General features: G+C 69.8%; 24 protein-coding genes and 1 pseudogene. 15 read left to right on the top strand and 10 right to left on the bottom strand.

Features of this window, described 5'->3' with window-relative positions; translation table 11 throughout:
• Positions 1 to 21: 21 nt before the first annotated feature.
• Positions 22 to 720: an endonuclease NucS gene (gene nucS / locus ASD84_RS02120; RefSeq protein ID WP_056706223.1), complete on the bottom strand. Its 699-nt coding sequence runs from the start codon at positions 718 to 720 to the stop codon at positions 22 to 24.
• Positions 721 to 745: 25 nt separating this feature from the next.
• On the opposite strand from nucS, the gene ASD84_RS02115 reads away from it, so the two are divergent.
• The 3 genes from ASD84_RS02115 to ASD84_RS02105 all read left to right on the top strand — a co-directional run bounded on the left by ASD84_RS02115 (position 746) and on the right by ASD84_RS02105 (position 3,118).
• Positions 746 to 1,060, top strand: coding sequence for a DUF167 domain-containing protein (locus tag ASD84_RS02115; RefSeq protein ID WP_200954378.1), 315 nt, complete (start codon positions 746 to 748; stop codon positions 1,058 to 1,060).
• Between the two features lie 93 nt (positions 1,061 to 1,153).
• Positions 1,154 to 2,326: a 3-hydroxyacyl-CoA dehydrogenase NAD-binding domain-containing protein gene (locus ASD84_RS02110; protein WP_056706221.1), complete on the top strand. Its 1,173-nt coding sequence runs from the start codon at positions 1,154 to 1,156 to the stop codon at positions 2,324 to 2,326.
• Between the two features lie 9 nt (positions 2,327 to 2,335).
• On the top strand, positions 2,336 to 3,118 hold the full coding sequence (locus ASD84_RS02105; protein WP_056706219.1) for an alpha/beta fold hydrolase: 783 nt from the start codon (positions 2,336 to 2,338) through the stop codon (positions 3,116 to 3,118).
• Between the two features lie 58 nt (positions 3,119 to 3,176).
• Here ASD84_RS02105 and ASD84_RS02100 read toward each other — a convergent pair whose 3' ends face one another.
• Entirely contained in the window at positions 3,177 to 4,331 is a 1,155-nt protein-coding gene (locus tag ASD84_RS02100; RefSeq protein WP_056706217.1) for an endonuclease, read from the bottom strand.
• Positions 4,332 to 4,410: 79 nt separating this feature from the next.
• Positions 4,411 to 4,950 (bottom strand): CGNR zinc finger domain-containing protein, encoded by a 540-nt coding sequence (locus tag ASD84_RS02095; protein WP_056706216.1) that lies wholly within the window; start codon positions 4,948 to 4,950, stop codon positions 4,411 to 4,413.
• Positions 4,951 to 4,988: 38 nt separating this feature from the next.
• On the opposite strand from ASD84_RS02095, the gene ASD84_RS02090 reads away from it, so the two are divergent.
• Positions 4,989 to 6,080: a DMT family transporter gene (locus tag ASD84_RS02090; RefSeq protein WP_082573106.1), complete on the top strand. Its 1,092-nt coding sequence runs from the start codon at positions 4,989 to 4,991 to the stop codon at positions 6,078 to 6,080.
• Here the strand turns inward: ASD84_RS02090 and ASD84_RS26085 are convergent.
• The 4 genes and pseudogenes from ASD84_RS26085 to ccrA all read right to left on the bottom strand — a co-directional run.
• Positions 6,012 to 6,542 (bottom strand): annotated as a pseudogene (locus ASD84_RS26085) (DUF6629 family protein); the annotation flags it as partial. The gene ASD84_RS02090 and the pseudogene ASD84_RS26085 sit on opposite strands and share 69 nt — an antisense overlap.
• Before the next feature lie 127 nt (positions 6,543 to 6,669).
• Positions 6,670 to 7,815, bottom strand: a complete 1,146-nt coding sequence (locus ASD84_RS02080; protein WP_235530939.1) for an AI-2E family transporter — start codon at positions 7,813 to 7,815, stop codon at positions 6,670 to 6,672.
• Positions 7,812 to 9,071, bottom strand: coding sequence for a hypothetical protein (locus tag ASD84_RS02075; RefSeq protein ID WP_056706212.1), 1,260 nt, complete (start codon positions 9,069 to 9,071; stop codon positions 7,812 to 7,814). Before ASD84_RS02075 ends, ASD84_RS02080 begins: the two co-directional genes overlap by 4 nt.
• 179 nt (positions 9,072 to 9,250) lie before the next feature.
• The gene (gene ccrA, locus ASD84_RS02070) at positions 9,251 to 10,588 is read right to left on the bottom strand and encodes a crotonyl-CoA carboxylase/reductase (protein WP_056706211.1); all 1,338 of its coding nucleotides are present in this window, start codon (positions 10,586 to 10,588) and stop codon (positions 9,251 to 9,253) included.
• A 178-nt stretch (positions 10,589 to 10,766) separates the two neighbouring features.
• Between ccrA and ASD84_RS02065 the strand changes: the two genes are divergently transcribed.
• The 3 genes from ASD84_RS02065 to ASD84_RS02055 are packed head-to-tail and all read left to right on the top strand — an operon-like array spanning position 10,767 to position 12,975.
• Positions 10,767 to 11,513, top strand: coding sequence for a LamB/YcsF family protein (locus ASD84_RS02065; protein ID WP_235531075.1), 747 nt, complete (start codon positions 10,767 to 10,769; stop codon positions 11,511 to 11,513).
• Complete coding sequence (locus ASD84_RS02060; RefSeq protein WP_056706208.1) at positions 11,510 to 12,127, top strand: 5-oxoprolinase subunit B family protein; 618 nt, start codon at positions 11,510 to 11,512, stop codon at positions 12,125 to 12,127. The genes ASD84_RS02065 and ASD84_RS02060 overlap by 4 nt, the downstream gene beginning before the upstream one ends.
• Positions 12,124 to 12,975 carry a biotin-dependent carboxyltransferase family protein gene (locus ASD84_RS02055; protein WP_056706207.1) on the top strand — a complete coding sequence of 284 codons (852 nt, stop codon included), beginning with the start codon at positions 12,124 to 12,126 and terminating at the stop codon, positions 12,973 to 12,975. Before ASD84_RS02060 ends, ASD84_RS02055 begins: the two co-directional genes overlap by 4 nt.
• Before the next feature lie 4 nt (positions 12,976 to 12,979).
• Here ASD84_RS02055 and mce read toward each other — a convergent pair whose 3' ends face one another.
• Positions 12,980 to 13,429 carry a methylmalonyl-CoA epimerase gene (gene mce / locus ASD84_RS02050; protein ID WP_056706205.1) on the bottom strand — a complete coding sequence of 150 codons (450 nt, stop codon included), beginning with the start codon at positions 13,427 to 13,429 and terminating at the stop codon, positions 12,980 to 12,982.
• 191 nt (positions 13,430 to 13,620) lie between these two features.
• Between mce and ASD84_RS02045 the strand changes: the two genes are divergently transcribed.
• From ASD84_RS02045 to ispG, 5 genes are all read left to right on the top strand, one after another.
• On the top strand, positions 13,621 to 14,820 hold the full coding sequence (locus ASD84_RS02045; protein ID WP_056706204.1) for an acetyl-CoA C-acetyltransferase: 1,200 nt from the start codon (positions 13,621 to 13,623) through the stop codon (positions 14,818 to 14,820).
• 18 nt (positions 14,821 to 14,838) lie between these two features.
• Entirely contained in the window at positions 14,839 to 15,816 is a 978-nt protein-coding gene (meaB, locus tag ASD84_RS02040) for a methylmalonyl Co-A mutase-associated GTPase MeaB (protein ID WP_235530938.1), read from the top strand.
• 10 nt (positions 15,817 to 15,826) lie between these two features.
• A complete protein-coding gene (gene dxr, locus ASD84_RS02035; RefSeq protein WP_056706202.1) occupies positions 15,827 to 16,939 on the top strand; it encodes a 1-deoxy-D-xylulose-5-phosphate reductoisomerase in 1,113 nt (370 codons plus the stop codon).
• A gap of 21 nt (positions 16,940 to 16,960) precedes the next feature.
• Positions 16,961 to 18,319, top strand: a complete 1,359-nt coding sequence (locus ASD84_RS02030) for a M50 family metallopeptidase (RefSeq protein ID WP_056706201.1) — start codon at positions 16,961 to 16,963, stop codon at positions 18,317 to 18,319.
• A gap of 63 nt (positions 18,320 to 18,382) precedes the next feature.
• Positions 18,383 to 19,534, top strand: a complete 1,152-nt coding sequence (gene ispG / locus ASD84_RS02025; RefSeq protein WP_056706198.1) for a flavodoxin-dependent (E)-4-hydroxy-3-methylbut-2-enyl-diphosphate synthase — start codon at positions 18,383 to 18,385, stop codon at positions 19,532 to 19,534.
• 1 nt (position 19,535) lies between these two features.
• Here ispG and ASD84_RS02020 read toward each other — a convergent pair whose 3' ends face one another.
• Positions 19,536 to 20,432 carry a homocysteine S-methyltransferase family protein gene (locus tag ASD84_RS02020; RefSeq protein ID WP_082573103.1) on the bottom strand — a complete coding sequence of 299 codons (897 nt, stop codon included), beginning with the start codon at positions 20,430 to 20,432 and terminating at the stop codon, positions 19,536 to 19,538.
• A 105-nt stretch (positions 20,433 to 20,537) separates the two neighbouring features.
• Between ASD84_RS02020 and ASD84_RS02015 the strand changes: the two genes are divergently transcribed.
• Both ASD84_RS02015 and ASD84_RS02010 read left to right on the top strand, forming a co-directional pair.
• Entirely contained in the window at positions 20,538 to 21,383 is an 846-nt protein-coding gene (locus ASD84_RS02015) for a GNAT family N-acetyltransferase (protein WP_156391533.1), read from the top strand.
• A gap of 17 nt (positions 21,384 to 21,400) precedes the next feature.
• Positions 21,401 to 21,772, top strand: a complete 372-nt coding sequence (locus tag ASD84_RS02010; protein WP_156391532.1) for a DoxX family protein — start codon at positions 21,401 to 21,403, stop codon at positions 21,770 to 21,772.
• 7 nt (positions 21,773 to 21,779) lie between these two features.
• Here ASD84_RS02010 and ASD84_RS02005 read toward each other — a convergent pair whose 3' ends face one another.
• The gene (locus ASD84_RS02005; RefSeq protein WP_056706197.1) at positions 21,780 to 22,406 is read right to left on the bottom strand and encodes a TetR/AcrR family transcriptional regulator; all 627 of its coding nucleotides are present in this window, start codon (positions 22,404 to 22,406) and stop codon (positions 21,780 to 21,782) included.
• A 139-nt stretch (positions 22,407 to 22,545) separates the two neighbouring features.
• Between ASD84_RS02005 and ASD84_RS02000 the strand changes: the two genes are divergently transcribed.
• Positions 22,546 to 24,297 carry an FAD-dependent oxidoreductase gene (locus ASD84_RS02000; RefSeq protein ID WP_056706194.1) on the top strand — a complete coding sequence of 584 codons (1,752 nt, stop codon included), beginning with the start codon at positions 22,546 to 22,548 and terminating at the stop codon, positions 24,295 to 24,297.
• Positions 24,298 to 24,318 lie beyond the last annotated feature (21 nt).

Genomic DNA, 24,318 nt, shown 5'->3' with positions numbered 1-24,318 from the left:
TACTCCCGAGGTCGGTCGTGTTCAGAAGAGCCGGTCGGACGGGTCGTCCAGACCACGCAGCGCGTCGTAGTCGACCACCGCGCAGCTGATGCCGCGGTCCTCGGCCAGGACCCGTGCCTGGGGCTTGATCTCCTGGGCGGCGAAGATGCCGCGAACCGCGCCCTTGCCGGTGAGCAGGGGGTCCCGGTTGAGGAGCTCGAGGTAGCGGGTGAGCTGCTCGACGCCGTCGATGTCGCCACGGCGCTTGATCTCGACCGCGACGCTCAGGCCGTCGACGTCGCGGCACATCAGATCGACCGGGCCGATGGCGGTCGGGAACTCGCGCCGTACGAGCGTCAGGCCCTCGTGGAGGGTGCCGGGGTGGTCGGCGAGCATCTCCTGCAGGTGCTTCTCGACGCCGTCCTTCTGCAGGCCGGGGTCGATGCCCAGGTCATGGGAGGAGTCGTGGAGGAGCTCTTCGATGAGGATCCGCAGCGTGTCCGGTGTCGCTCCCTTGGCCGCCTTCGCGGTGACGGTCCACTCGAGCTGGCCGTCCTCGGTCTCGCCCTCGCGGACTGTGCACGGCGGTGACATCCAGTTCAGCGGCTTGTAGGAGCCGCCATCGGAGTGCACGAGCACCGAGCCGTCCGACTTGAGCATGAGCACCCGGGTCGCCATCGGCAGGTGGGCGGTCAAACGTCCGGCGTAGTCCACCTGGCAGCGCGCAACGACAAGTCTCACGGGCGATGAATCTACAGTCCGGGGTGTGGAGATCGAGCCCGACCGTCCGTGGTGGCGCTCCGAGCTGACTGATGGGGCCGGGAGCACGACGGCCTGGCTGCTCTCGGTGCGCGTGCAACCGGGTGCCTCGCGCACCGGCGTAGTCGGGCCGACGGGGGTGGACGGTGGCGAGCTCAAGATCCGGCTCGCCTCGCCACCGGTCGACGGCCGGGCGAACGAGGAGCTGCTCCACTGGTTGGCCAAGGAGGTCGGCGTGCCGAAGTCGGCGGTCACGCTGGTGCGGGGCCAGACGTCTCGCTCGAAGGTGGTGCGGATCGACCTGTCGGCTCGGCGGGGCTGACCTCGACGATCGGACGTGTGATGTCCCTCTCGTTGTGTCCAGATTGTTACCGACGGGTAGTCACGGGCCCCTCCGACTGCGAGAATCCGGGCCATGACTTCGAGCGAGCAGATCTTCAACACGCTGGTGCTTCCGTACCTCAACCACGCGGTGCGCACCTACGAGTCGGGCTACGCCTCGGTGACCGACATCGACGCAGCGATGCGTTTCGGCTGCGGCTACCCCAAGGGACCGCTGACCGTGGTCGACGAGATCGGCGCCGCCCAGGTCCGTGACCTGCTGGCCGCCCGCTTCGCCGAGACCGGTGACCACCTGCACCAGCCGGCCGACCTCCTGGAGAAGCTGGCCGCCGACGGCCGCACCTTCGCCGAGGAGGCTGCGGCCGCCGGTGAGAGCGCCACGCCCACCTTCAAGCACGACATCAACCGCGTCGGCGTCGTCGGCACGGGCACGATGGCCTCGGGCATCGTCCAGGTCTTCGCCCAGGCCGGGTACGACGTCGTGTACGTCGGCCGCAGCCAGGACAAGCTCGACGGCGTGATCGGCTACATCACCAAGAACCTCGACCGCGCCATCGCCAAGGGCAAGGGCACCGAGGACGACAAAGCTGACCTGCTCGGCCGCCTGACCGGCTCGACCGAGCGCGAGGCCCTGGGCGACGTCGACATCGTCGTCGAGGCGATCGCGGAGGACCTGGAGATCAAGCTCGAGCTGTTCCGCGACCTCGACAAGATCACCAAGCCCGGCGCGATCCTCGCGACCACGACCTCCTCGCTCCCGATCACCCAGCTCGGCGAGGCCACGAGCCGTCCCGAGGACGTCATCGGCATGCACTTCTTCAACCCCGCGCCGGTGATGAAGCTGGTCGAGATCATCACGACCTCCGCGACGTCCGCCGACGTCGACGAGACGGTCCGTGCGCTCACCGCCAACGTGGGCAAGGTCGGCGTCTCCGCCGGCGACCGCGCGGGCTTCATCGTCAACCTGCTGCTCTTCCCGTACCTCAACGACGCGGTGACGCTCAGCGAGTCGGGCGTCGAGCTGACGACCATCGACGCCGCCATCAAGGAGACCGCGGGTCTCCCGATGGGTCCGTTCGAGCTGCTCGACGTGGTCGGCAACGACGTGTCGCTGGCCATCCAGAAGGAGCTCTTCACCGAGTTCGCCGAGCCGGGCTTCGCGCCGGCCAAGACGCTGGTCGCCAAGGTCGACGCCGGCGAGCTGGGTCGCAAGACCGGCGCAGGGTTCCACAATTACGCGAAGTAGTCTTCACGCGTGACGCTTCACCACACGGCTCTCGGCACGACCGGGAGCCGTGTGGTCTTTTTGCACGGGCTGTTCGGCCAGGGGAAGAACTGGACCCAGATCGCCAAGCAGGTCGCGGAGCGGCACCAGGTGCTGCTGGTCGACCTGCCCCACCACGGGCGCTCGCCATGGCCCGAGCGATTCGACTTCACCGAGGCGGCGGAGCAGGTGGCCGACCTGCTGTCCGACGGCCCGGCGACCGTCGTGGGCCATTCGCTCGGCGGCAAGGTCGCCATGGTGCTCGCGCTCCTGCACCCCGACCGCGTCGAGCGGCTCTGCGTCGCCGACATCTCCCCGGTCAGCTACGCGGCGAGCCGGGAGTTCCCGGGTTACATCGCCGCCATGAGCGGGATGGACCTGACGCAGGTCGTGCACCGCGCCGACGCCGACCGGCTGCTCGAGCCGGCTGTTCCCGACACGACCGTGCGGTCGTTCCTGCTCCAGAACCTCCGTCGCGACCCGGCCGCGCCCGGTGGCTGGAGCTGGCAGATGAACCTCGACGTGCTCGCCCGCGACCTCCCGGTCCTCAGCGGCTGGCCCGAGGCCCAGCTGGCCGGGCGGCCGCCGTACGACGGACCGGTGCTGTGGCTCGCTGGTGGTCGCTCCGACTACGTCAAGCCGGAGTACGACGCCGCGATGGACCGTTGGTTCCCGCGCAACCGCAAGGTGACCATCAAGGATGCCGGCCACTGGCTGCACTCCGAGCGCCCCGAGATCTTCGTCGAGGTGCTCCGGCGCTTCCTGGGCGACTGACGGGTCTCGAGACGGTCGCAGAGCGACCTCCTCGACCAGCGATCGGTCGCTGCGCGACCTACCAGATCGCTTCGGCGTACTCCGGGTGGTCGATGAACGGGTTCCGGTTGCCCTGGTAGTTGGCGTAGATCCTGCTGTTGCGGGCGCGCTCGGCAGCGGAGACCGGGTCGGCGGCATGCCATGCGAGCAGGACGGAGATCTTGCCGAGCAGCGGGACGGAGCCGTTGACCAGGTTGTTCAGCTCGAGGTCGGCGAACCCGTCGCCCCCTTCGTAGCGCACGGCCATGTACATCAGGCCGCGGGCGACGTCGCCCTTGACCGAGTCGCGGGGTTCGAACGAGTCGGCGTCGGTGAAGCAGTCCGCGCACTGGGAGACCGCCGAGCCGCCGTTGTCGAAGTCCTTGTTGCCGCGGGTGGAGTTGACGGTGACGTCCTCGGGCCGCAGGTGGTGCAGGTCCGTGCCGGGGCCGGCCGTCGTACCGAAGTCACCGTGGCTCTGCGGCCACGTGTGCTCGCGGTTCCAGTCGTCGGGGTCGCCGCCGTTGGTGGACTTGGGGACCGAGCGGCCGGAGTAGAACTCGATGACGTTCGCGGAGTTGTTCGGGTCGGCGTCGGTCACCTTCAGCGCCTCCCAGACCTGCGTGTACGTCAGGCGTGTGTTGCCGTCGATGATCCCGTACAGCGCGGTCGCCAGCGCGGCGCCGGTCTTGCCCGCTGCGGGGTCGTAGTAGCCCGCGGGGATGCTCGGGTCACCCGGGTCCGGGTCGGGGTCGCTGCCGACGAGCGCGAACGCGCTGCCTCCGGTGAGTCCCGGGTGGGAGAAGTACGACGCCAGCGTGCCCGTCACGTCGATCTGCTTGCCGAGCAGCGACGGGTTGGTCTTCAGGCCGAAGGTCGCCCGGAACGCCGAGGGGATCTGGACGTAGATCATCGATCCGGTCGCCGTGGTGCCGGGGGAGTCCGCCAGGGCAAGGGCGTAGTCGTTCGGGAAGTTGCTGCGGACGACGGTCGAGGTCGCGGTCGGCTGCCCGACGACGTACCCGCGGACCGTCGCGGCGGAGGAGTTCTGGGTCGCGATCGCCTGCGCGACGGTGATCGGTGTGGCAGCCGACGCCGGTTGTGGCCGCGGAGCCACGAGCAGCAGGGAAGTGGCCAGGAGGATGAGGAGGAGGGCGCAGAGCGGTCGCCGACGCAGCCCGAGCATGCGTGTCATGGTGGCGATACTGTCCCAGCGAGCCGGTGCTGAACAGACCCCCCGAGCAGTTGTCACACGCCCGTCATCGGGCGTTCGTTCACTCAGCCTCTGCCTGGCGCGCCCGGTAGGCGGCCACGGCATTGCGGTTTCCGCACGTCACGGAGCAGAACCGCTTGGACCGGTTCCGTGACAGGTCGAGTACGACGCCGTCGCAGCCTTCGTCCGCACACAGGCTGAAACGGGACATCTCGTCGGCGCGCACGACGTCGATCATCGCCATCGCCGTCTCCACGACGATTCGCTCCGCGAACGGGCGGTCGTTGCCGATCGCGTGCAGGTGCCAGTCGATCCCGTCGTGGCGCTTGAGCTGGGGGAGCGCACCTGCCTCGAGCAACATCGCGTTGAGCAGGGCCACCGCGCCGTCGCGGTCGGCCGTCATCAACGCCCGCAGCTGGGGGCGGATCGCGTGGACGGCGTCGAGCTCGGCCTGGTCGCCGTCGTGCCGACCGCTGTAGGCGTGCTCGCCGTAGAAGTCGTCCAGCTCTTCGATCGTGGTGAGGGTGACCGGCTCCACGGCCGAGTTCACGAGGGCGACGGCTGCCTGGAGCGACATGTTGGTGTCATGGGCGAAAACCACTTTGACAGGTTACCGCACCCGGTGTACGGTCATGAGTCATGACGACGTTGACCCGTGACATCGAAGCCGTCCCGGTGTCGCGCGCCGCACCCGGCCTGCTCCTCGCGCTCACCTCGGCGGCGGCCTTCGGTCTGTCGGGAGCCCTGGCCCGACCGCTGCTCGACGCAGGGTGGACCGCCGGTGCCGTCGTCCTGATCAGGATCGCGATCGGCGCTGCGGTGGTGCTGCCGTTCGGCCTCGTGGCCCTGCGCGGCCGCTGGGGCGTCCTGCGACGCAACGCAGCGACGGTGCTGCTCTACGGCACGCTGGCCGTGGCCGGCGCACAGTTCTGCTACTTCTCCGCCGTGCGGACGATGGAGGTCGGTCCCGCTCTCCTCATCGAGTACACCGCTCCCGCGGCCGTCGTGGTGTGGATGTGGCTGGTGCACGGTCAGCGTCCCGGCCGGATCACCGTGCTCGGCGCCGTGGTCGCAGCCGTCGGGCTGTTGCTGGTGCTGGACCTGTTCTCCGGGGCCGACTTCGACCTGGCCGGCGCGGCCTGGGCGCTCGCCGCCATGGTCGGCGCGGCGGCGTACTTCGTGATCTCGGCCGACGACCGCAGCGGACTGCCACCGATGGCACTGGCCGCCGGCGGACTGGTCGTGGGCGGTGCCTTCCTCGGACTGCTCGCGCTGGTCGGCGTGCTGCCGGTCGACGCGGTCGATGCCCAGGTCGCCTACGCCGGTGCGGATGTCGGCGTCGTCGTACCGCTGGTCCTGCTCGGCCTGGTCACCGCGGCCCTTGCCTACGGCACCGGCATCGCAGCCAGTCGACGCCTCGGCTCGCGGCTGGCATCCTTCGTCGCCCTCAGCGAGGTCGTGCTCGCGGTGGTCTGGGCCTGGGCGCTACTCGGTGAGCTCCCCTCGCCCGTCCAGTTCCTGGGCGGTGCGCTGATCCTGGTCGGCGTGGTCGGGGTGAAGCTGGGGGAGCGGACGGTCACCGGCGGTGATCCCGCCGCGCAGGTGCAGGTTGATCAGCACGCTGGTGAAGGCGGCCCACACGCACCACAGGGAGATGACGGCGTTCTGGTCGAGCCACACCAGCGTGGCGACGACCGCGAGGTTGCCGACCCCGAACCAGCGCAGCGCTGAGCTCCGGGCCACGAGGCTCGGCGCACAGGTTGCGATGACGTAGGCCGACAGGGTGACGACGACATACGGGTCGCCGGGGGCGTAGGAGATGTGGTGCCCGTCGATCCGCCGGGCCAGTTCGCCGAACCCCAGCGCGTGCAGGCCGAGCAGTGCAGCGAGCGCCCCGGCACCCACGAAGATCCGGCCGACGAGCGGGCTCGGGGCCGTGCCGGCGCGCAGGAACGCCACTGGCACCAGCAGCGGAACCACGACCAGTGCGATCGCTGCGTAGATCCAGGCCGCCAGGTCACCGACTGCATCGGACACGTGGCCCTCGAGGTTCCACCAGACCAGGGTCTCGATGAGCTGGTGGGCGCCGAAGACCAGGGGCAACATCGCCAGGGGTACTTGGTCGGGCGTGCGCACCTGGCGCAGCGTGTTGACTCCGATACCCGTGATCACCAGGCCGGCGGCGAGATCCATCTCCGCGGAGAAGCACATGGTCCTGCCCTTCGTCGTCGCAGAAAAGTCTAGAGCGGCAGCGTGGCGGGAGGCGTCGGCGGCAGCTTGCTGCCCGGGCTGCGCCGAAGACGCGCTCGCTCCAATGGGATCAGAGCGCGTCCTGGCGCTTGACCACGACCTCGCGGAGGATCAGCAGGATGGCGGCGGCCACGGGGATCGCCAGCAGGGCGCCCACGACGCCGAGCAGCCCGGCACCGACCAGCGCGGCAATCACGATCACCGCGCCCGGCAGGTCGACGGACTTGCTCATCACCCGCGGGTAGATCACGTAGTTCTCGACCTGTTGGTAGATCACGTAGAAGATCACGCACGCGATGCCGGTCTTCACGTCGGTCGCGAAAGCGATCGCGCACACGAGGATGGCGCCGATCGTGGCGCCGATCATCGGAATGACGTCGAGCACGGCGACGACGAAGGCCAGGGCGACGGCGTACTCGCGGATCTCGGTGAAGGAGAGGAACAGCAGGGAGGTGATACCGGCGCTGAGGGCCACCAGGAAGGCGCCCGAGACGTAGCCGCCGATGTTGTGGATCACCTTGTCGCCGAGCTTGGCGACCCGGTCGCGACGCGAGGCCGGAGCCAGCTTGTAGAGCGCGCCCGTCGTGGTCTTCAGCGACGCGAGGAAGTACAGCGTCAGGACCAGGATGATGAAGACGTTGAACAGCGCCGAGAGGATCTTCAGGCCGACACCCAGCACGCCGCCGAAGATGCTCGACAGGAAGTCGCCGTCCTCGATCTTGGCCTGGGCCTTGTCGATGAGGTCGTACTCGCGGTTGAGGTCCTGGATCCGGTCGTTCTTCTTGAGCTCGTCGAGCCAGCCCGGTGCGCTGTTGGTGATCGCGGTGATCTGGTCGGTGATGACCGGGACGATCGCGACCAGGAACAGGCCCACCATCGCGAGCGCGATCACGATGACCAGCGTCACCGCGAACGACCGACGCAGGCCGCGCCGCTCCAGGAACTCCACCGACGGGTTCAGCCCGGCGGCGAGGAAGAACGAGACGACGACCAGCATCAGCACCGAGCCGATGCCGAGGAGCGCCTGGAACAGCCAGTAGGCGATCAACGCACCGAGCGCACCGACGAACCCGTAGTAGAACGGGGAGCGTCGGTCGAACGGCTTGCCCGGTTCGCCGTACGGCGGCGTGGCGGCCTCGACGGGTGCGGCCGGGTCGATCCCGGCGTGCTCCAGGACGCCGTCCTCGATCACGCCATCGGCGTCAGGTGCGCTCAACTGTCGTCCTCGCCGAATCCGGCCACGAGGTCGGCGAGCGAGGAGAGCTGGGCGGTGATCGCGTCGCGGCGCTTGGTGAGGCGGTCGAGCTCGGCACGCTTGGCAGCGACCTCGCGCTGCACCTCGGCGTCACCGCTGGCGGTGATGGCTTCGGCCTGGGTGCGGGCGGACACGACGATCTGCTCCGCTTCGCGGCGGGCGCGGGCGAGGAGAGCCTCAGACTCGACCTGGGCTGCGGAGCGGTTCTCGGTGGCCTGCTTGCTGGCCTCGGTCGCGCGCGCCTCGGCCGCGGATGCCCGCTGCTCGGACTCCTCGACCAGGCGACGTGTCTCGGCAACGGCGGTGTTGTGGTGGTCGGTCGCCTCGCGGGCGAGCCGCTCCTTCTCCACGGCCAGTGCACGACGGGCCTCCTGGACCTCGCGGTCCGCGGCGGCACGGGCCTGCTCGACCTCGCGCTGGGCCTGGCTGCGCTGCTCGGAGGCCTCCTGCTGGGCGGCGAGGCGCAGCTGGTCGGCCTCGCGGCGCGCGGCAGCAAGCATGTCGGCAGCCTCGCTCTTGGCCAGCGCTCGCTCCTGCTCGGCGTCAGTGAGCAGGCGGGTCCGGTTCTCCTCGAGCTCACGCAGCTGGACCGCACGCATGTCGTCGGCCTCGCGGGCCGCCTCGGCGCGGATCGCCTTGGCGTCGCGGGCGGCCTGCTCGCGGATCTCTGCGGCGTCGGCCTCGGCGCCGGCGCGGATCTCGCTGGTCTCCTCCTCGGCGAGGCGAAGCATTGCGCTGGCGCGACCACCGAGGCCGGCGTACGAGGGAGCCTCGGACTCGGAGAGGTCGGACTTGAGTCGGGCGACCTCCTTCTCGAGGTCGATCACGCGCTGTTCGGACTCGGTCAGGCTGGCGCCCAGGGTCGCCTTCTCGCTCGAGAGGGTCCGGATCTGGGCGTCGACGGCGTCGCGGTCGTAACCGCCCTTGCGGACGATCGGCAGGCCGCCGGAGGACGGGGTGCCGGTGAAACCGACCGGGCGGGCGCCGCCGGCTGCGGGGCTGGACGCCGACGGGGTGGCTGCGGTGCGGGGACGGGCCTGGGCGGCCGTCTGGGCCGCGCGGGCGGGGGCAGTCGCCTGCGGGCGCGCTGCCGGAGCAGGGCTCACGGCAGGGATGACCTGGGTCGGCTCGTCGTCTGTGGCCTTGGTGCTCACGTGCTTGGGCTCCTGGCTGGGGTTCGGCTCGTCGTCGAAAATGGACAGACCCTGGTCGCTCATGGAATGAGCCTCCCTGGCTCTCGATGCGGTTCGTGGGGGGACGCGGCCCATGATCCCCGATGGGGGAAGGGAATCCCAGCCCGCCCCGCCGGATCGGGCCAGCGTCACAGGTGGCCGAGCCGGGTGGGCCAACGACAACGGGCCCGCGCAAGCAGCGCGGGCCCGTCGTACGTGGTGGATCAGATGCCGCGGAAGAGGTTGATCTTGTCGAGGTGCTTCTCGCGGAGCTCGGCGTTCTTGACGCCGAGGCCTTCCTGGGGCGAGAGGGCGAGGACGCCGACCTTGCCCTGGTGGAGGTTCTTGTGGACGTCGAGGGCGGCCTGGCCGACGTTGTCGAGGTCGTAGACCCGCGACAGGGTGGGGTGGATCTTGCCCTGGGCGATGAGGCGGTTGGCCTCCCACGACTCGCGGTAGTTGGCGAAGTGGGACGAGACGATCCGCTTGAGGTTCATCCACAGGTACCGGTTGTCGTACTCGTGCATGTAGCCCGTGGTCGAGGCACAGGTGGTGATCGTGCCGCCCTTGCGGGTCACGAACACCGAGGCGCCGAAGGTCTCGCGGCCGGGGTGCTCGAAGACGATGTCGATGTCCTCACCGCCGGTGAGCTCACGGATCTTCTTGCCCAGGCGCAGCCATTCCTTGGGGTTCTGCTGGGTGTTCTCGTCGTTCCAGAACTTCCAGTTCTCCTCGGAACGGTTGATGACCAGCTCGGCGCCCATGTTGCGCACGATCTGGGCCTTCTCCTCATTCGAGACCACGCAGATCGGGGTGGCGCCACCGTTGAGGGCGTACTGGGTCGCGAAGCCACCGAGGCCGCCGGAGGCGCCCCAGATCAGGACGTTGTCGCCCTGCTTCATGTTGCCGCCGTTCTTGGAGACCAGCTGGCGGTACGCGGTGGAGTTCACGAGGCCGGGCGCGGCGGCCTCTTCCCAGGTGAGGTGCTCGGGCTTGGGCATGAGCTGGTTGGCCTTGACCATCGCGACCTCGGCGAGACCGCCGAAGTTGGTCTCGAAGCCCCAGATGCGCTGCTCGGGGTCCATCATCGAGTCGTCGTGGCCGTCAGCGGACTCCATCTCGACCGAGAGGCAGTGCGCGACGACGCGGTCGCCCGGCTTCCACTTCGTCACACCGGCGCCGACCCGGAGCACGACGCCGGACAGGTCGGAGCCGACCACGTGGTACGGCAGGTCGTGGCGCTTGGTGAGCTCGGAGAGCTTGCCGTAGCGCTCGAGGAACCCGAACGTGGAGACGGGCTCGAAGATCGAGGTCCACACGGTGTTGTAGTTGATCGCCGAGGCCATGACGCCGACGAAGACCTCGCCCGGACCGAGCTCGGGCAGCGGCACGTCCTCGACGTGCAGGGACTTGCGCGGGTCCTTCTCCTTCGAGGGGATCCCCTCGAACATGTCGACCTCGTCCTTGTGGACGGTCACGGCGCGGTAGGACTCCGGAAGCGCCAGGTTGGCGAAGTCCTCCGACGAGGCTTCGGCCTGGATGGCGTCAAGAATGTGCTGCACGGTCGTTGTCTCCCTGGTTCTGATTCGGGGGTGGCAATCGCAAATTGGGCACGGCCGCCGCGAAGATTACCCATGAGTAACCGCCCGATGGCGTGTTCGTGACGGTTGTCTCAGTCAGCGCCCGGGCGCCGTACTCCTGTCGGAGGCGCGTCGATGGGCCACGATAGGCCTTGTGACGTTGCCATCGGGTTGCCCGTCCACGATCGACCTCAATGCCGACGTGGGCGAGTCCTTCGGTCGCTGGGAGCTCGGCGACGACGCGGCGCTGTTGCCGCACCTGACCAGCGCCAACGTCGCGTGCGGGTTCCACGCCGGCGACCCGCTCACCTTGCGGCGTACGTGTGACCGGGCCGTGGCGCACGGCGTCGTGATCGGCGCGCAGGTGGGCTATCGCGACCTGGCCGGCTTCGGCCGACGGTTCATCGACGTCGCACCCGACGAGCTCGAGGCGGACGTGCTCTACCAGCTGTCGGCGCTGTCCGGGATCGCGGCCGCCGCCGGGGGAGCGGTCGCCTATCTCAAGCCGCACGGTGCGCTCTATCACGCGGTCAGCAGCCAGGAGGCGCAGGCGGACGCCGTGATCGCGGCGGTCGTGGCCTTCGGCGGACTGCCCGTCCTGGGCCTGGCCGGCTCGCCGTTCCTGTCCCGGGTGGCTGCTGCGGGCCTCCCCACCGTCGGAGAGGGCTTCGCGGACCGCGCCTACCTCCCTGACGGTGGCCTGGTGCCCCGGTCCGAACCGGGAGCGGTGCTGGTGGACTCCTCGGCCGTGGCCGCGCAGGCCGTCCGGCTGGCGCAGTCCGGAGACGTGCAGTCGCTGTGCATCCACGGTGACTCGCCCGGTGCGGCTGCGTCGGCGGCCGCGGTTCGTGCGGCGTTGTCGGACGCCGGGATCGCGGTGAAGGCGTTCGTGGGCCCCTCGTCATGAAGGTGCTTCCGTACGGCGACCGCGGGCTGCTGGTCGAGCTCGCGAACACCGCCGCGGTGGTGGCCTGCGCGGATGCCGTGCGTGGACACCCGGCGCTCGCCGATGTCGTTCCCGGCGCCCGGACCGTTCTCCTCGTCGCTCGCCCCGGGGTGGGTCTCGATGCGCTGCGCGCGATGGTCCCGGGCCAAGAGCACCTGAAATCGGCGGATTCCGGTGCTTTTGGCCCGGGACTACCCCGAGAGGTCGTCATCCCGGTCCGGTACGACGGCCCGGACCTGGCGTTCGTTTCGACCCGCACCGGCCTGAGCGAGCACGAGGTCGTCGCCGCCCACACCGGCACCCCGTGGCGGGTGGCGTTCGGCGGGTTCGCGCCGGGTTTCGCCTACCTCGTGGGTGGTGACCCCCGGCTGCAGGTTCCGCGGCGGGACTCGCCCCGCACCCAGGTCCCGGCCGGGTCGGTGGGACTGGCAGGGGAGTTCAGCGGGATCTACCCACGGTCCTCGCCCGGCGGCTGGCAGCTGATCGGACGCACCGACGCGGTGCTGTGGGACCTCGACCGGGACCCACCGGCGTTGCTCGGGGCCGGTGTGCCCGTGCGCTTCGAGGCGACATGAGCGACCTGCTCGTCCGGGCCGTCGGCGGGCCGTGCCTGGTGCAGGACGGCGGCCGGCCGGGGCACGCCGCGATCGGGGTCGGGTCCAGCGGTGCCGCCGACCGGACGTCGTACCGGCTCGGGAACCGGGTGCTGGGCAACGCCGATGGTGCGGCGTCGCTCGAGGTGACCCTCGGTGGGCTGGAGATCGAGGCGACCGGAGTCGTGTGGGTGTGCGTGACCGGTGCGCCCGCACCGCTGCTCGTTGACGATCGCCCGGAACCAACCGGTGCCGTCCTCGCGTTGCGCCCCGGTCAGCGGCTCCGACTCGGGATCCCGCCGTCGGGGCTGCGCTCGTACCTCGCCGTTCGCGGTGGGCTGGAGGTCCCGCCGCTCCTCGGGTCACGCTCGCGCGACACCCTCGCCGGCCTCGGCCCGCCGCCGCTCGTGGTGGGGGACCGGTTCGCAGTCGGCAGCGACACCGCCGGCGAGATGCTCGTCGACGCCGTCCCGTCGCAGTCGTACGACGACCGGCCGGTCCTGCGCGTCGTGCGCGGGCCGCGCGCGGACTGGGTCACCGATGCCGATCGTCTGGTCTCCGTGACGTGGCGGGTCGGTTCGGCCAGTGATCGCGTCGGGTTGCGGCTCGACGGCGCGTCCCTCGCGCCGGACGCCGATCGCGGCCAGCTGCCGAGCGAGGGCGCCCTGCGCGGTGCCATCCAGGTCCCGCCGAACGGCGGGCCGGTGGTCTTCGGGCCGGACCACCCGGTGACGGGTGGCTATCCGGTGGTCGGTGTGGTCATCGACGCCGACACCGACCGACTTGCCCAGCTCCGGCCCGGAGACGAGCTCCGCTTCCGCTGGGCCTGATCGCTCAGTGCGCTGAAGCGCCCTGAGCGGGCTCGACGAGCTCCACCAGGACGCCGCCGGCGTCCTTGGGGTGGATGAAGTTGATCCGGCTGTTGGCGGTGCCGCGCTTCGCCTCGGGGTAGAGCAGGCGCAGGCCACGCTCGCGCAGGATCGCGGAGACCTGGTCGAGGTCCGTGACGCGGTAGGCGAGCTGCTGCAGGCCGGGGCCGCTGCGGTCGAGGAACTTGGCGATCGTCGACTCGTCGTTCAGCGGGGCGAGCAGCTGGATGCAGGAGCCGGAGTCGCCGACGGCGACCATGGCCTCGCGCACGCCCTGCTCCTCGTTGGTCTCCTCGTGGGCGACGACCATGCCGAAGTTGTCGCGGTAGAACGCGATGGCGACGTCCAGGTCGGGTACGGCGATGCCGACGTGGTCGATCGCGGTGAACAGGTGCTTCGGCAGGTCAAGGCTCATGTGCCCATTGTGCCGAAGTCCGGAGAACACTCCGACGCCTGTCCGGCTGTGACGAGCGCCTCAGGTGAGCGCTGTCGAGACACCTCGCTAGCTCAGGTGACCCGCGAGTAGTGTTGATGAGGTTCGGCCGCACGTCCCCCGAACGCATCCTCACCCTGTTCCTTTCACACGGTTCTTTCACGGAGGCAGCAATGTCCGACAACCCCACCGTCATCGTCGCCGGGGCGCGTACCCCGATCGGCCGCCTGCTCGGAGGGCTCAAGTCCTTCTCTGCTGCTGACCTCGCCGGCGTCGCCATCAAGGGCGCACTGGAGAAGTCGGGCGTCTCGCCGGACCAGGTCGACTACCTGATCCTCGGCCAGGTCCTCCAGGCCGGCGCCGGCCAGAACCCCGCGCGCTCCGCTGGTATCGCCGGTGGCCTGCCGCTGAACGTCCCGTCGATCACGATCAACAAGGTCTGCCTCTCGGGCATCAACGCGATCGCCCAGGCCGACCAGCTGATCCGCTCCGGTGAGGCCGAGATCGTCCTCGCCGGCGGCATGGAGTCGATGACCAACGCTCCCCACCTGCTTCCCAAGAGCCGTGAGGGCTTCAAGTACGGCGACGTCGCGCTGGTCGACTCGATGGCGTACGACGCCCTGTACGACCAGACCACCGCTCAGGCGATGGGCAACCTGACCGAGGCCGTCAACGCCGACCGTGACAACCCGCTGAGCCGCGAGGAGCAGGACGAGTTCTCCGCCCGCTCGCACCAGCTCGCCGCTGCCGGTCAGAAGAACGGCATCTTCGACGACGAGATCGTTCCCGTGAGCATCCCGCAGCGCAAGGGCGACCCGGTCGTCTTCAGCGTCGACGAGGGTGTCCGTGGCGACACCACCGCCGAGTCGCTCGCGGGCCTCCGTCCCGCGTTCTCCAAGACCGGAACCATCACGGCCGGGTCGGCGTCGCAGATCTCCGACGGCGCGGCTGTCGTCGTCGTGACGAGCAAGAAGAAGGCCGAGGAGCTCGGCCTGCCGATCCTCGCTGAGATCGTCAGCCACGGCCAGGTTGCCGGTCCTGACTCCACGCTCCAGATGCAGCCCGCGAACGCGACGCAGAAGGCGCTGGACAAGGCCGGTCTGACCGTTGCGGACCTCGACCTGGTCGAGTTCAACGAGGCGTTCGCTGCGGTCGGCATCGAGTCGGCACGCGCCCTCGGCATCCCGGAGGAGAAGGTGAACGTCAACGGCGGTGCCATCGCCATCGGTCACCCGCTCGGTGCTTCGGGCGCCCGGATCACCCTTCACCTCGCGCTCGAGCTCAAGCGCCGCGGTGGCGGCGTCGGTGCTGCCGCGCTGTGCGGTGGCGGTGGCCAGGGCGACGCCCTCGTCATCCGGGTTCCCTCTGCCTGACGAGCTCAGAGGATCACTTTGCCTGACGTAGGCATTCAGGGCGGCCGCCGCGGGATCACCGCGGCGGCCGTTCCTGCATTGGTCGACAAGGCCCGCGAGGGCGATCCGCGGTCGGTCGGGCGGCTGGTGTCCCTCGTCGAGGACGAGTCGCCGCTGCTCCCCGAGCTCACCCGGATCCTTGCGCCCCACGCGGGCAACGCCCGGATCATCGGGCTGACCGGGTCGCCGGGCGTCGGCAAGTCGACGTCCACCAACGCGCTGATCGGCGAGCTGCGCAAGCGTGGCCAGCGGGTCGCCGTACTCGCGGTCGACCCGTCCTCGCCGTTCTCCGGCGGCGCGTTGCTCGGTGACCGGATCCGGATGGGCGACCACGTCCTGGACCCCGGTGTCTTCATCCGCTCGATGGCAGCCCGCGGGCACCTCGGTGGTCTGGCGTGGACCACGCCGCAGGCGCTGCGCGTCCTCGACGCCGCGGGTTTCGACGTGGTCCTGGTCGAGACGGTCGGTGTCGGCCAGAGCGAGGTCGAGGTCGCCGGCCAGGCCGACACGACGATCGTGTTGCTCGCCCCCGGCATGGGCGACGGCATCCAGGCCGCCAAGGCCGGGATCCTCGAGATCGGTGACCTGTACGTCGTCAACAAGGCGGACCGCGAGGGCGCCGACAAGGTACGCCGCGACCTGCGCTCGATGCTCGGCCTCGCCGAACGTCGCGACGGCGCCTGGAAGCCACCCGTGCTGAAGACCACCGCGTCGACCGGCGAGGGTGTCGAGGAGGTCGTCGACGCCATCGAGCAGCACGGCGCGTGGTTGCGCGAGAGCGGTGAGCTCCACAAGCGTCGGGTACGCCGCGCGCGGGGCGAGATCGAGACGCTCGCCCTGACCGCGCTGCGCCGGCGCTGGGGCTTGGTCGGAGAGGGTGACCGCCTCGACGAGCTCGCGAGGGCGGTGGTGGCCGGCGAGACCGACCCGTACGCCGCCGCGGACCGTCTCCTGTGAGGATGGCCGCATGGACCATGGCGCGGAGCAGGCTGTGAAGGACGTCGTCATCCTCGGATCGACGGGCTCCATCGGCACCCAGGCGCTGGACCTGGTCCGCGCCAACCCCGACCGGTTCCGCGTCGTCGGGCTGACGGCCGGCGGCAGCAACCCTGACCTCTTCGAGAAGCAGGTCGCCGAGTTCTCTCCGCGGTTCCACGGGCTGGGCGAGGAGGCGAGCGTCGATGCCGCGCAGGAGACGTGCGACGTCGTCCTCAACGGCATCACCGGTGCGGTCGGACTCCGCCCCACCCTCGCCGCGCTGGACGCCGGCACCACGCTCGCGCTGGCGAACAAGGAGTCGCTCGTCATGGGCGGCCCTTTGGTGCTGGAACGCGCGAAGCCCGGCCAGATCGTTCCGGTCGACTCCGAGCACAGCGCCCTCGCGCAGTGCCTGCGGGGCGGCTCCGCCGCAGAAGTACGACGACTGGTGCTCACCGCCAGCGGTGGCCCCTTCCGCGGGCGGACTCGCGACCAGCTCACCTCCGTCACTCCCGAGGAAGCGGGCAACCACCCGACCTGGGACATGGGTCCCGTCATCACCATCAACTCGGCCACCCTGGTCAACAAGGGCCTCGAGGTGATCGAGGCGCACCTGCTCTTCGGGATCCCCTACGACCGGATCGAGGTCGTGGTGCACCCGACGAGCGTCGTGCACTCGATGGTGGAGTTCATCGACGGTTCGACCCTGGTCCAGGCCAGCCCGCCGACGATGCTCATCCCGATCGCCCTCGGCCTGTCGTGGCCGCACCGGGTGCCGGACTCCGCACCCGCGGTCGACTGGACCAAGCCGGAGACGTGGGAGTTCTTCCCCCTGGACGACGAGGCCTTCCCGGCGGTGTCGCTCGCCCGTGCCGCGGGCGCCCGCGGCGCCACCGTGCCGGCCGTCTACAACGCGGCCAACGAGGTCGCGGTCGAGGCCTTCCGGACAGGACGCCTGCCGTTCACCGGGATCGTTGACGTGGTCGCGAGCGCGGTAGCCGCGCACGACGTACCCTCGGGTGAGCAGCTTTCCCTCGATGACATCCTCGCCGCCGACGCGTGGGCGCGGGAAGCCGCCGCCCGATCCATCGCCGCTTCCTGACCGCAAGGACCTGATCGCCGCATGACCGTTCTGCTCTACGCCCTCGGCGTCCTGATCTTCACGGTCGCGCTGGTCGCTTCTGTCGGCCTGCACGAGCTCGGCCACATGATCCCGGCCAAGAAGTTCGGCGGGAAGGTCACCCAGTACTTCATCGGCTTCGGGCCGACCGTCTGGAGCAAGCAGGTCGGAGAGACGGAGTACGGCCTGAAGGCGATCCCGCTCGGCGGCTACGTCAAGATCATCGGCATGCTGCCGCCGGGGGCTGCGGCCCTCGCGGACGAGGCCGAGGTCGACGCCGAAGGCAACCAGGTCCTCAAGGTCCGCAAGTCGAACACCGGCATGTTCACCCAGCTGATCTCGGACGCGCGGGCGGCCGAGTGGGAGCAGGTCCGGCCCGAGGACCACGACCGCCTCTTCTACAAGCTGCCCTGGTGGAAGCAGGTCATCGTGATGGCCGGCGGTCCGATGGTGAACATCGCGATCGCGTTCCTGATCTTCGTCGGGGTGTTCGCCACCTACGGCAACCCCAGTGACAACGTCGTGGAGACGACGGTCGACCAGGTGCACGCCTGCGTCGTCCCGGCCGGCGAGGACGGTCGCGCCTGCACGGCAGAGGAAGTCGAGAAGTCTCCGACCCCGGCCTACGCCGCCGGAATCCGGAAGGGCGACCGGATCCTCTCCTTCAACGGCACGAAGGTCACCGGCTGGGACCAGATGCAGGACCTCGTCCGGGCCAACAAGGGCGACAAGGCAACCATCGTCATCGAACGCGACGGCGCTGAGAAGACCATCCTGACGAACACGACGGTGACGCCGCGCTTCCTCGAGTCGGACGACAAGGAGGCCACCGAGGTGGGCTTCCTGGGCGTCAGCCCCGAACGCCATGCACGCACGGGCGGGGTTGTCTACACGATCGGTCAGATGGGCCACATGACCGTCGACGTGACCAAGGCGCTCGTCACCTTGCCGGCCAAGGTGTGGGGCGTCGGCCAGGCGATCGTCGGCGTCAAGGAGCGGGACCCGCTCGGTCCGGTCAGCGTCGTCGGCGGCGGCCGATTGGCCGGTGAGGTGGCCTCGCACGACGAGATCAGCATCTCCGGCAAGACGGTGTCGTTGCTCATGCTGATCGGTGGGTTCAACTTCTTCATCGGCATGCTCAACTTCGTGCCCCTGGTGCCGCTGGACGGCGGTCGGATCGCCGCGGCCCTCTGGCAGGGCATCCGCAGCGGCTGGGCGCGGTTGCGGCGTCGGCCCGACCCGGGCTACGTCGACGGGGCCAGGCTGCTGCCGTTGACGTACGTCGTCGCGAGTGCCCTGCTCGTCATGGGCGTGGTGCTGATCGTCGGTGACTTCGTCGTGCCGGTCCACCTCGAATCCTGACGTCGCTCCCGACAGGGCTTCCCCGAAGCGGCCCGGCTGTGCCGTGGAAGTAGTCTTGAAGCCATGACGTCGATCAGCCTGGGCATGCCGGAAGCACCCCCTCCGGTCCTTGCTCCGCGCCGCACCACCCGCCAGATCAATGTCGGCAAGGTCGGCGTCGGGAGCGACCACCCGGTCTCGGTCCAGTCGATGACCACGACGCTCACCTCGGACGTCAACACCACGCTCCAGCAGATCGCCGAGCTGACCGCTGCGGGCTGCGACATCGTGCGCGTGGCGTGCCCGAGCCAGGACGACGCGGACGCTCTTGCGGAGATCGCCCAGCACAGCCAGATCCCCGTGATCGCCGACATCCACTTCCAGCCGAAGTACGTGTTCGCCGCGATCGACGCCGGCTGCGCCGCGGTCCGCGTCAACCCCGGCAACATCAAGAAGTTCGACGACCAGATCAAGGAGATCGCGAAGGCCGCCAACGACCGCGGCACGTCGATCCGGATCGGCGTGAACGCAGGCTCGCTCGACAAGCGGCTGCTGGAGAAGTACGGCAAGGCCACGCCCGAGGCGCTCGTCGAGTCCGCGGTCTGGGAGGCCAGCCTCTTCGAGGAGCACGGCTTCCGTGACTTCAAGATCTCCGTCAAGCACAACGACCCCGTCGTGATGGTGCGGGCCTACGAGCTGCTCGCCGAGGCGGGGGACTGGCCGCTGCACCTCGGCGTGACCGAGGCTGGACCGGCCTTCCAGGGCACCATCAAGTCCGCCACCGCCTTCGGCGCCCTGCTCTCGCAGGGCATCGGCGACACCATCCGTGTGTCGCTGTCGGCCCCGCCGGTCGAGGAGGTCAAGGTCGGCATCCAGATCCTCCAGTCGCTCAACCTCCGCCCGCGCAAGCTCGAGATCGTCTCCTGCCCGTCGTGCGGTCGCGCCCAGGTGGACGTCTACACGCTCGCTGAGAGGGTCACCGCCGGCCTCGAGGGCCTCGAAGTGCCTCTGCGCGTCGCCGTCATGGGCTGCGTCGTCAACGGTCCCGGCGAGGCTCGCGAAGCCGACCTGGGCGTCGCCTCCGGCAACGGCAAGGGCCAGATCTTCGTCAAGGGCGAGGTCATCAAGACCGTCCCCGAGGCAATGATCGTGGAGACGCTGATCGAAGAGGCGATGAAGCTCGCCGAGGCGATGGAGCCGGTCGAGGGCGCCGAGCCCTCGGTCTCCGTGTCCTGAGTCAGACGCCCCACATGGCGGCGACGTGGCGCACGTCGGTGCCGCAGCAGCCGCCCAGCACCTCGAGGTTGCCGAACGCGTCGATGAGCGGCTGCTGATCGATCGCGAGCTGCACGGGGTCACCCTCGTCGAGGACCTCGGACTCGTCGAGCTCGGCATGCGTCATCGTCGACGCGTTCACCCGCAGTCCGCCGATCCGCTCACGCCACGCGGTGCCGTCGAGGGCGTCGAACCCGGCCAGGACGTGAGTCGGGTGGGCGCAGTTGATCACGAAGTACGCCGGCGGGGCGACCACGTCGACAGCGGCAATCGCCTCGGCCAGGCGGGTACCGTCCGGCAGCCGACCGTCGGTCTCGACGGTGAACCCGATCCCGATCGGGAGTCCGACGTCCGCCGCCGCGCGGGACAGGCCGATCGCCTCGCCGACCTCGGTCAGCGTCAGCACGCACGCACGGGTGGCCCCGGCCGCCGCAAAGGACGCGAGCTGGGTCCGGTGGTAGTCGGCGGCTGCGTCGGGATCGACCGGTCCGGCCGAGGCGTAGCCGTCGCCGCGCGGCCCGATCATTCCGCCGACCGACCAGCCGACCAGGTCCGCCTCGCGTTCGCGCGCCAGCCCGACCATGAAGTCGACGGCCATCCGGTTCACGCGGTCGAGCCCGGCGGCGTCGTACCCGAGGAGGGCGGCATGGTCGGGATTCGCCCGCCAGGTGGGTGTCTCGAGCAGGAGCGGGGCGCCCGCCCGGGCAGCGATGTCGACGTAGCCGCGGTAGTAGTCGCTCAGCGCGGTGCGTCCCTCGGTGCTGTCCAGCAAGGGGAACGCGGCGAACTCGGGGAGCTCGATCCCGCGCAGGAACAGCAGGTCGGTCTCCAGGCCCCCGTCGGTGACGTGTCGGGTCACGGCAGACCCTCCTTTCGGCAGGTCGGGCCCCGAGATCGCTCGACCTTGGCTTTGTAGCACGCCAACCGTCAGTGCTGACAGGGTTCGTGCCCTACGCTCGATTGCGTGTTGACCACCCGACACGGCGTCCGCGTCCTCGCGAGCGCTGACCTGCCTGCTTTCCTGGAGCTCGCGAACCAGGAGCCGGTCGTCAACGTCTTCGCGGTGCACCGGGCGCACACCACCCGTCTCGAGCCGCGCTGGCTCGGCGGAGAGATGTGGGGTCGGTTCGAGGACGGCCAGCTGGTGGCGGCCTGCCATGCCGCGGCGAACCTGGTGCCCATCCAGGCCGGCCCCGAGGACGCGCGTGCCTTTGCCGAACGGGCGCTCACCCGGCGTCGTACCGCCTCGACGATCGTGGGACCGCAGGACGCCGTCCGCGAGATCTGGGGCCAGGTCGGACCGCACTGGGGGCAGCCGCGCGACGTGCGTTGGGACCAGCGGCACCTCGCCATCGACACGGCGCCCGCCGTCGCGCCGGACCACGGTGTACGCGCCGGGGTCCGCGACGACCTGCAGACCCTCTATCCGGCGTGTGTGGCGATGTACACCGAGGAGGTGGGTGTGTCGCCGGAGCTCGGGGGAGCGGGCGACCTCTACCGGGCGCGCGTGGCCCAGCTGATCGGACGCGCCTGGTCCTTCGTCCGGTACGACGGCGACGAGCTCGTGTTCAAGGCGGAGGTCGCCTGCGCCACTCCCGATGCCGCCCAGATCCAGGGTGTCTGGGTGCCGGCCCACCGCCGGGGTGAGGGCCTGGCCACCAGCGGGATGGCCGCCGTCGTCCACCAGGTGCGGGCCCGGATCGCTCCGACGGTGTCCCTCTACGTCAACGACTGGAACGTGTCGGCGCGCAAGGTCTACGAACGGGTCGGTTTCGTGGAGACCGCTCGTTTCGCGACCGTGATGTTCTGAGCCACTACTCTCACGACGTGACCTCCGCTCTGCGCACCGACGCCAAGATCGTCATCGCTGCTTTCATCGGCTCGGGAGCCGTCCACCTGGTCAAGCCGGAGGTGTTCGCGCGAACGATGCCGGCGTGGGTGCCCCGGCACCGTGAGGTGATCATCGGTTCCGGAGTCGCGGAACTGGTCTGCGCGGCCGGGATGCTGCACCCGCGCACCCGCAAGGTGGCGGGCTACGCCAGCGCCGCGCTGCTCGCCGGTGTCTTCCCGGCGAACGTGCAGATGGCCGTCGACGCGCAGAAGACCGACAACGCGCCGTTCAAGGCAGCCACGCTCGGACGGCTTCCGCTGCAGCTCCCGATGATCCGCGGTGTGCTCAGGGCCGCTCGTTCGGCCTGACGCGCGGTCAGCGCGGGCGCACACCCATGCGGGGGAGCCCGTTCCAGAGCAGCCGCGCGGCGATGTCGGTGACTTCCTCGAGGCTCGTGCCGGGATGCTCACGCCACCACCGTGCGGCACCGTCGATGCCGGTGATGAGGAGCTCGACGACCACGGCGGCATCGGTCGATCCCGCCTGCACGCCTGAGCGCGCGAGGTCCGGTGCGAGCATCGCGGCCACCGCCTGGGCCCGGGAGGCCCGGATGGCGCCGAGCACCTGCTCCAGGTCGGGGTCGCCGGGAGGAATCGGGTCCACGAGGAGCCGGCGGGCCGCCGGACGCTGGTGTGCGAACGACAGGTACGCCGCGATGGTGGAGCGGAGCCGGTCCTGGCCGGGGCCTGCCCCGGTGATGCCGGCGCCGACCTCGGCGAGCATCGCGCCGTTCTGGGTACCGAGGACGTGCAGGTAGAGGTCTCGCTTGGAACGGAAGTGGTCATACAGCACGGTCCGGCTCACGCCGGCTGCCCGGGCGATGTCGCCGAGGGTCGTGGCGTCGTACCCGCGCTCGGCGAAGACCTCCACCGCAGCGGCTTCGACCCGCTCCCGGCGCGCTGGCGCGCTCAGCCTGCGTCGAACGGTCTCGGTGCCACTCATGTCTTCCTCCGGTCCGGAACAACCAACACAGATGTCGGCAATGCTCGCCACACACCTTGACGCACCCTCTTGCACAGCACAATACTCTCCTCCGGAGTAACCGACACTAATGTCGGTTACCGGATCATGGGGTGATCGAATGACGCAGCGTGTCGACCGTCGTACCTTGCTCACGTCGTCGGCGGCCGTCGGTGCCGGCGCCGTGCTCGCCGGCGCCGGGATGGCACCTGGGTTCGCCGAGACGCCCGGCCGCAGGGTGGCCGTCCTGGGTGGCGGCATGGCGGGGCTGACCGCGGCGCACGAGCTGGTCGAGCGGGGCTTCACGGTCACCGTCTTCGAGCCCTCGGCGTGGGGCGGCAAGGCGCGGAGCATCCCGGTGGCGGGCACGGGCGTCGGCGGTCGGGCCGACCTGCCCGGCGAGCACGGGTTCCGTTTCTTCCCGGGCTTCTACCACCACGTTCCGGACACGATGCGGAGGATTCCGTTCGGCTCCGGCACGGTCGGCGACAACCTGGTCGCCGCCAGTGGCGGCAAGTTCCTGCGCGCAGGCGACCACGCTGACGCGTTCGTGTTCGGCATCGGGCCGGACCCCGCGCAGATCCTCACGGTCGACGGCCTGCGCCGCTTCCTGCTCGACACCCTCGGTGGGCACGCGGTTCCACCCCACGAGCTCACCTACTTCGTCGAGCGACTGCTGGTCTTCCTGACCAGCTGCGACGAGCGCCGCCTCGGTCAGTGGGAGAAGGTGAGCTGGTGGGACTTCGTCGGTGCCGCCAAGCGTTCCGGGCCCTACCAGAAGATCCTCGCGGCCGGCCTGACCCGCAACCTGGTTGCCGCCAAGGAGACGATCGCGAGCACTCGCACCATCGGGAACATGGGGGAGGCCTTCGTCTACAACCTCATGGGTCGCGGCAACGACGGTGCGCTCGACCGGGTGCTCGACCTGCCGACCAACGAGGCGTGGATCGACCCGTGGATGATCCACCTGCGGGGCCTGGGTGTGCGTTTCGTGAGCGGTCAGCGGCTGGTGCGCTACGAGACCGGCGCCGGCCGGATCACCTCGGCCGTGGTGGCGGACGCGGCTGGTGTCACCAGTCGCGTCGAGGCGGACTGGTTCGTCAGTGCCATGCCCGTCGAGCGCGTCGTACCGACGCTGACGTCGAACGTGCTGGCGCTCGACCCCGGTCTCAAGGGGCTGACCTCGTTGCAGACGGACTGGATGGTCGGCATCCAGTTCTTCCTGCGTGACCACGTCGAGGTGACCAAGGGACACATCACCTTCATCGACTCTCCCTGGTCACTGACCGCCCTGACCCAGGGCCAGTTCTGGGCCGACCGACAGGTTCCGCGTGACTACGGGGACGGCGAGGTCGTCGACATCCTCTCCGTCGACATCTCCAACTGGGACGCCCCGGGGATCCTGTCCGGCAAGACGGCCAAGGAGTGCACGCGCCAGGAGATCGCCGACGAGGTGCTGGCGCAGATCCGCGCCCACCACACGGTCGGTGACCTGCTGCCCGAGGGGATCATCCACTCCTGGTTCCTCGACCCGGGCGTGCAGTGGGACGCGGCAGCGCGCCGGAACACGAACGAGACCCCCTTGCTCGTCAACACGGTCGACTCCTGGTCGAAGCGGCCGACTGCGCGCACGAAGATCCCCAACCTGCTGATGACGGGCGACTTCGTGCAGACCGACATCGACCTCGCCACGATGGAAGGTGCCAACGAGTCGGCGCGCCACGCGGTCAACGCCATCCTCGACGCGTCCCGGTCGACCGCTGTCCGGGCCACGACCTACCGGCTCTACGACCCGCCCGAGTTCGCGCTCCTCAAGCAGGCCGACAAGCTGCTCTACCGGCTCGGGCAGCGCAACGCGCTCGATCTGCTCTGAGGATGTCGTCGGGGAGGGTTA

The organism is Nocardioides sp. Root682, from assembly GCF_001427795.1.
Lineage (GTDB): Bacteria > Actinomycetota > Actinomycetes > Propionibacteriales > Nocardioidaceae > Nocardioides.
This window is presented reverse-complemented; position numbering and strand designations above follow the sequence as displayed.

What these genes read in the sequence shown, in the direction of transcription:
- ASD84_RS02110 (WP_056706221.1), top strand. Translation starts at nt 1,154, where the DNA reads ATGACTTCGAGCGAGCAGATCTTCAACACGCTGGTGCTTCCGTACCTC.
- ASD84_RS02100 (WP_056706217.1), bottom strand. Translation starts at nt 4,331, where the DNA reads ATGACACGCATGCTCGGGCTGCGTCGGCGACCGCTCTGCGCCCTCCTC.
- ASD84_RS02090 (WP_082573106.1), top strand. Translation starts at nt 4,989, where the DNA reads ATGACGACGTTGACCCGTGACATCGAAGCCGTCCCGGTGTCGCGCGCC.
- ASD84_RS02075 (WP_056706212.1), bottom strand. Translation starts at nt 9,071, where the DNA reads ATGAGCGACCAGGGTCTGTCCATTTTCGACGACGAGCCGAACCCCAGC.
- ASD84_RS02060 (WP_056706208.1), top strand. Translation starts at nt 11,510, where the DNA reads ATGAAGGTGCTTCCGTACGGCGACCGCGGGCTGCTGGTCGAGCTCGCG.
- ASD84_RS02055 (WP_056706207.1), top strand. Translation starts at nt 12,124, where the DNA reads ATGAGCGACCTGCTCGTCCGGGCCGTCGGCGGGCCGTGCCTGGTGCAG.
- mce (WP_056706205.1), bottom strand. Translation starts at nt 13,429, where the DNA reads ATGAGCCTTGACCTGCCGAAGCACCTGTTCACCGCGATCGACCACGTC.
- ASD84_RS02045 (WP_056706204.1), top strand. Translation starts at nt 13,621, where the DNA reads ATGTCCGACAACCCCACCGTCATCGTCGCCGGGGCGCGTACCCCGATC.
- dxr (WP_056706202.1), top strand. Translation starts at nt 15,827, where the DNA reads ATGGACCATGGCGCGGAGCAGGCTGTGAAGGACGTCGTCATCCTCGGA.
- ASD84_RS02030 (WP_056706201.1), top strand. Translation starts at nt 16,961, where the DNA reads ATGACCGTTCTGCTCTACGCCCTCGGCGTCCTGATCTTCACGGTCGCG.
- ispG (WP_056706198.1), top strand. Translation starts at nt 18,383, where the DNA reads ATGACGTCGATCAGCCTGGGCATGCCGGAAGCACCCCCTCCGGTCCTT.
- ASD84_RS02005 (WP_056706197.1), bottom strand. Translation starts at nt 22,406, where the DNA reads ATGAGTGGCACCGAGACCGTTCGACGCAGGCTGAGCGCGCCAGCGCGC.
- ASD84_RS02000 (WP_056706194.1), top strand. Translation starts at nt 22,546, where the DNA reads ATGACGCAGCGTGTCGACCGTCGTACCTTGCTCACGTCGTCGGCGGCC.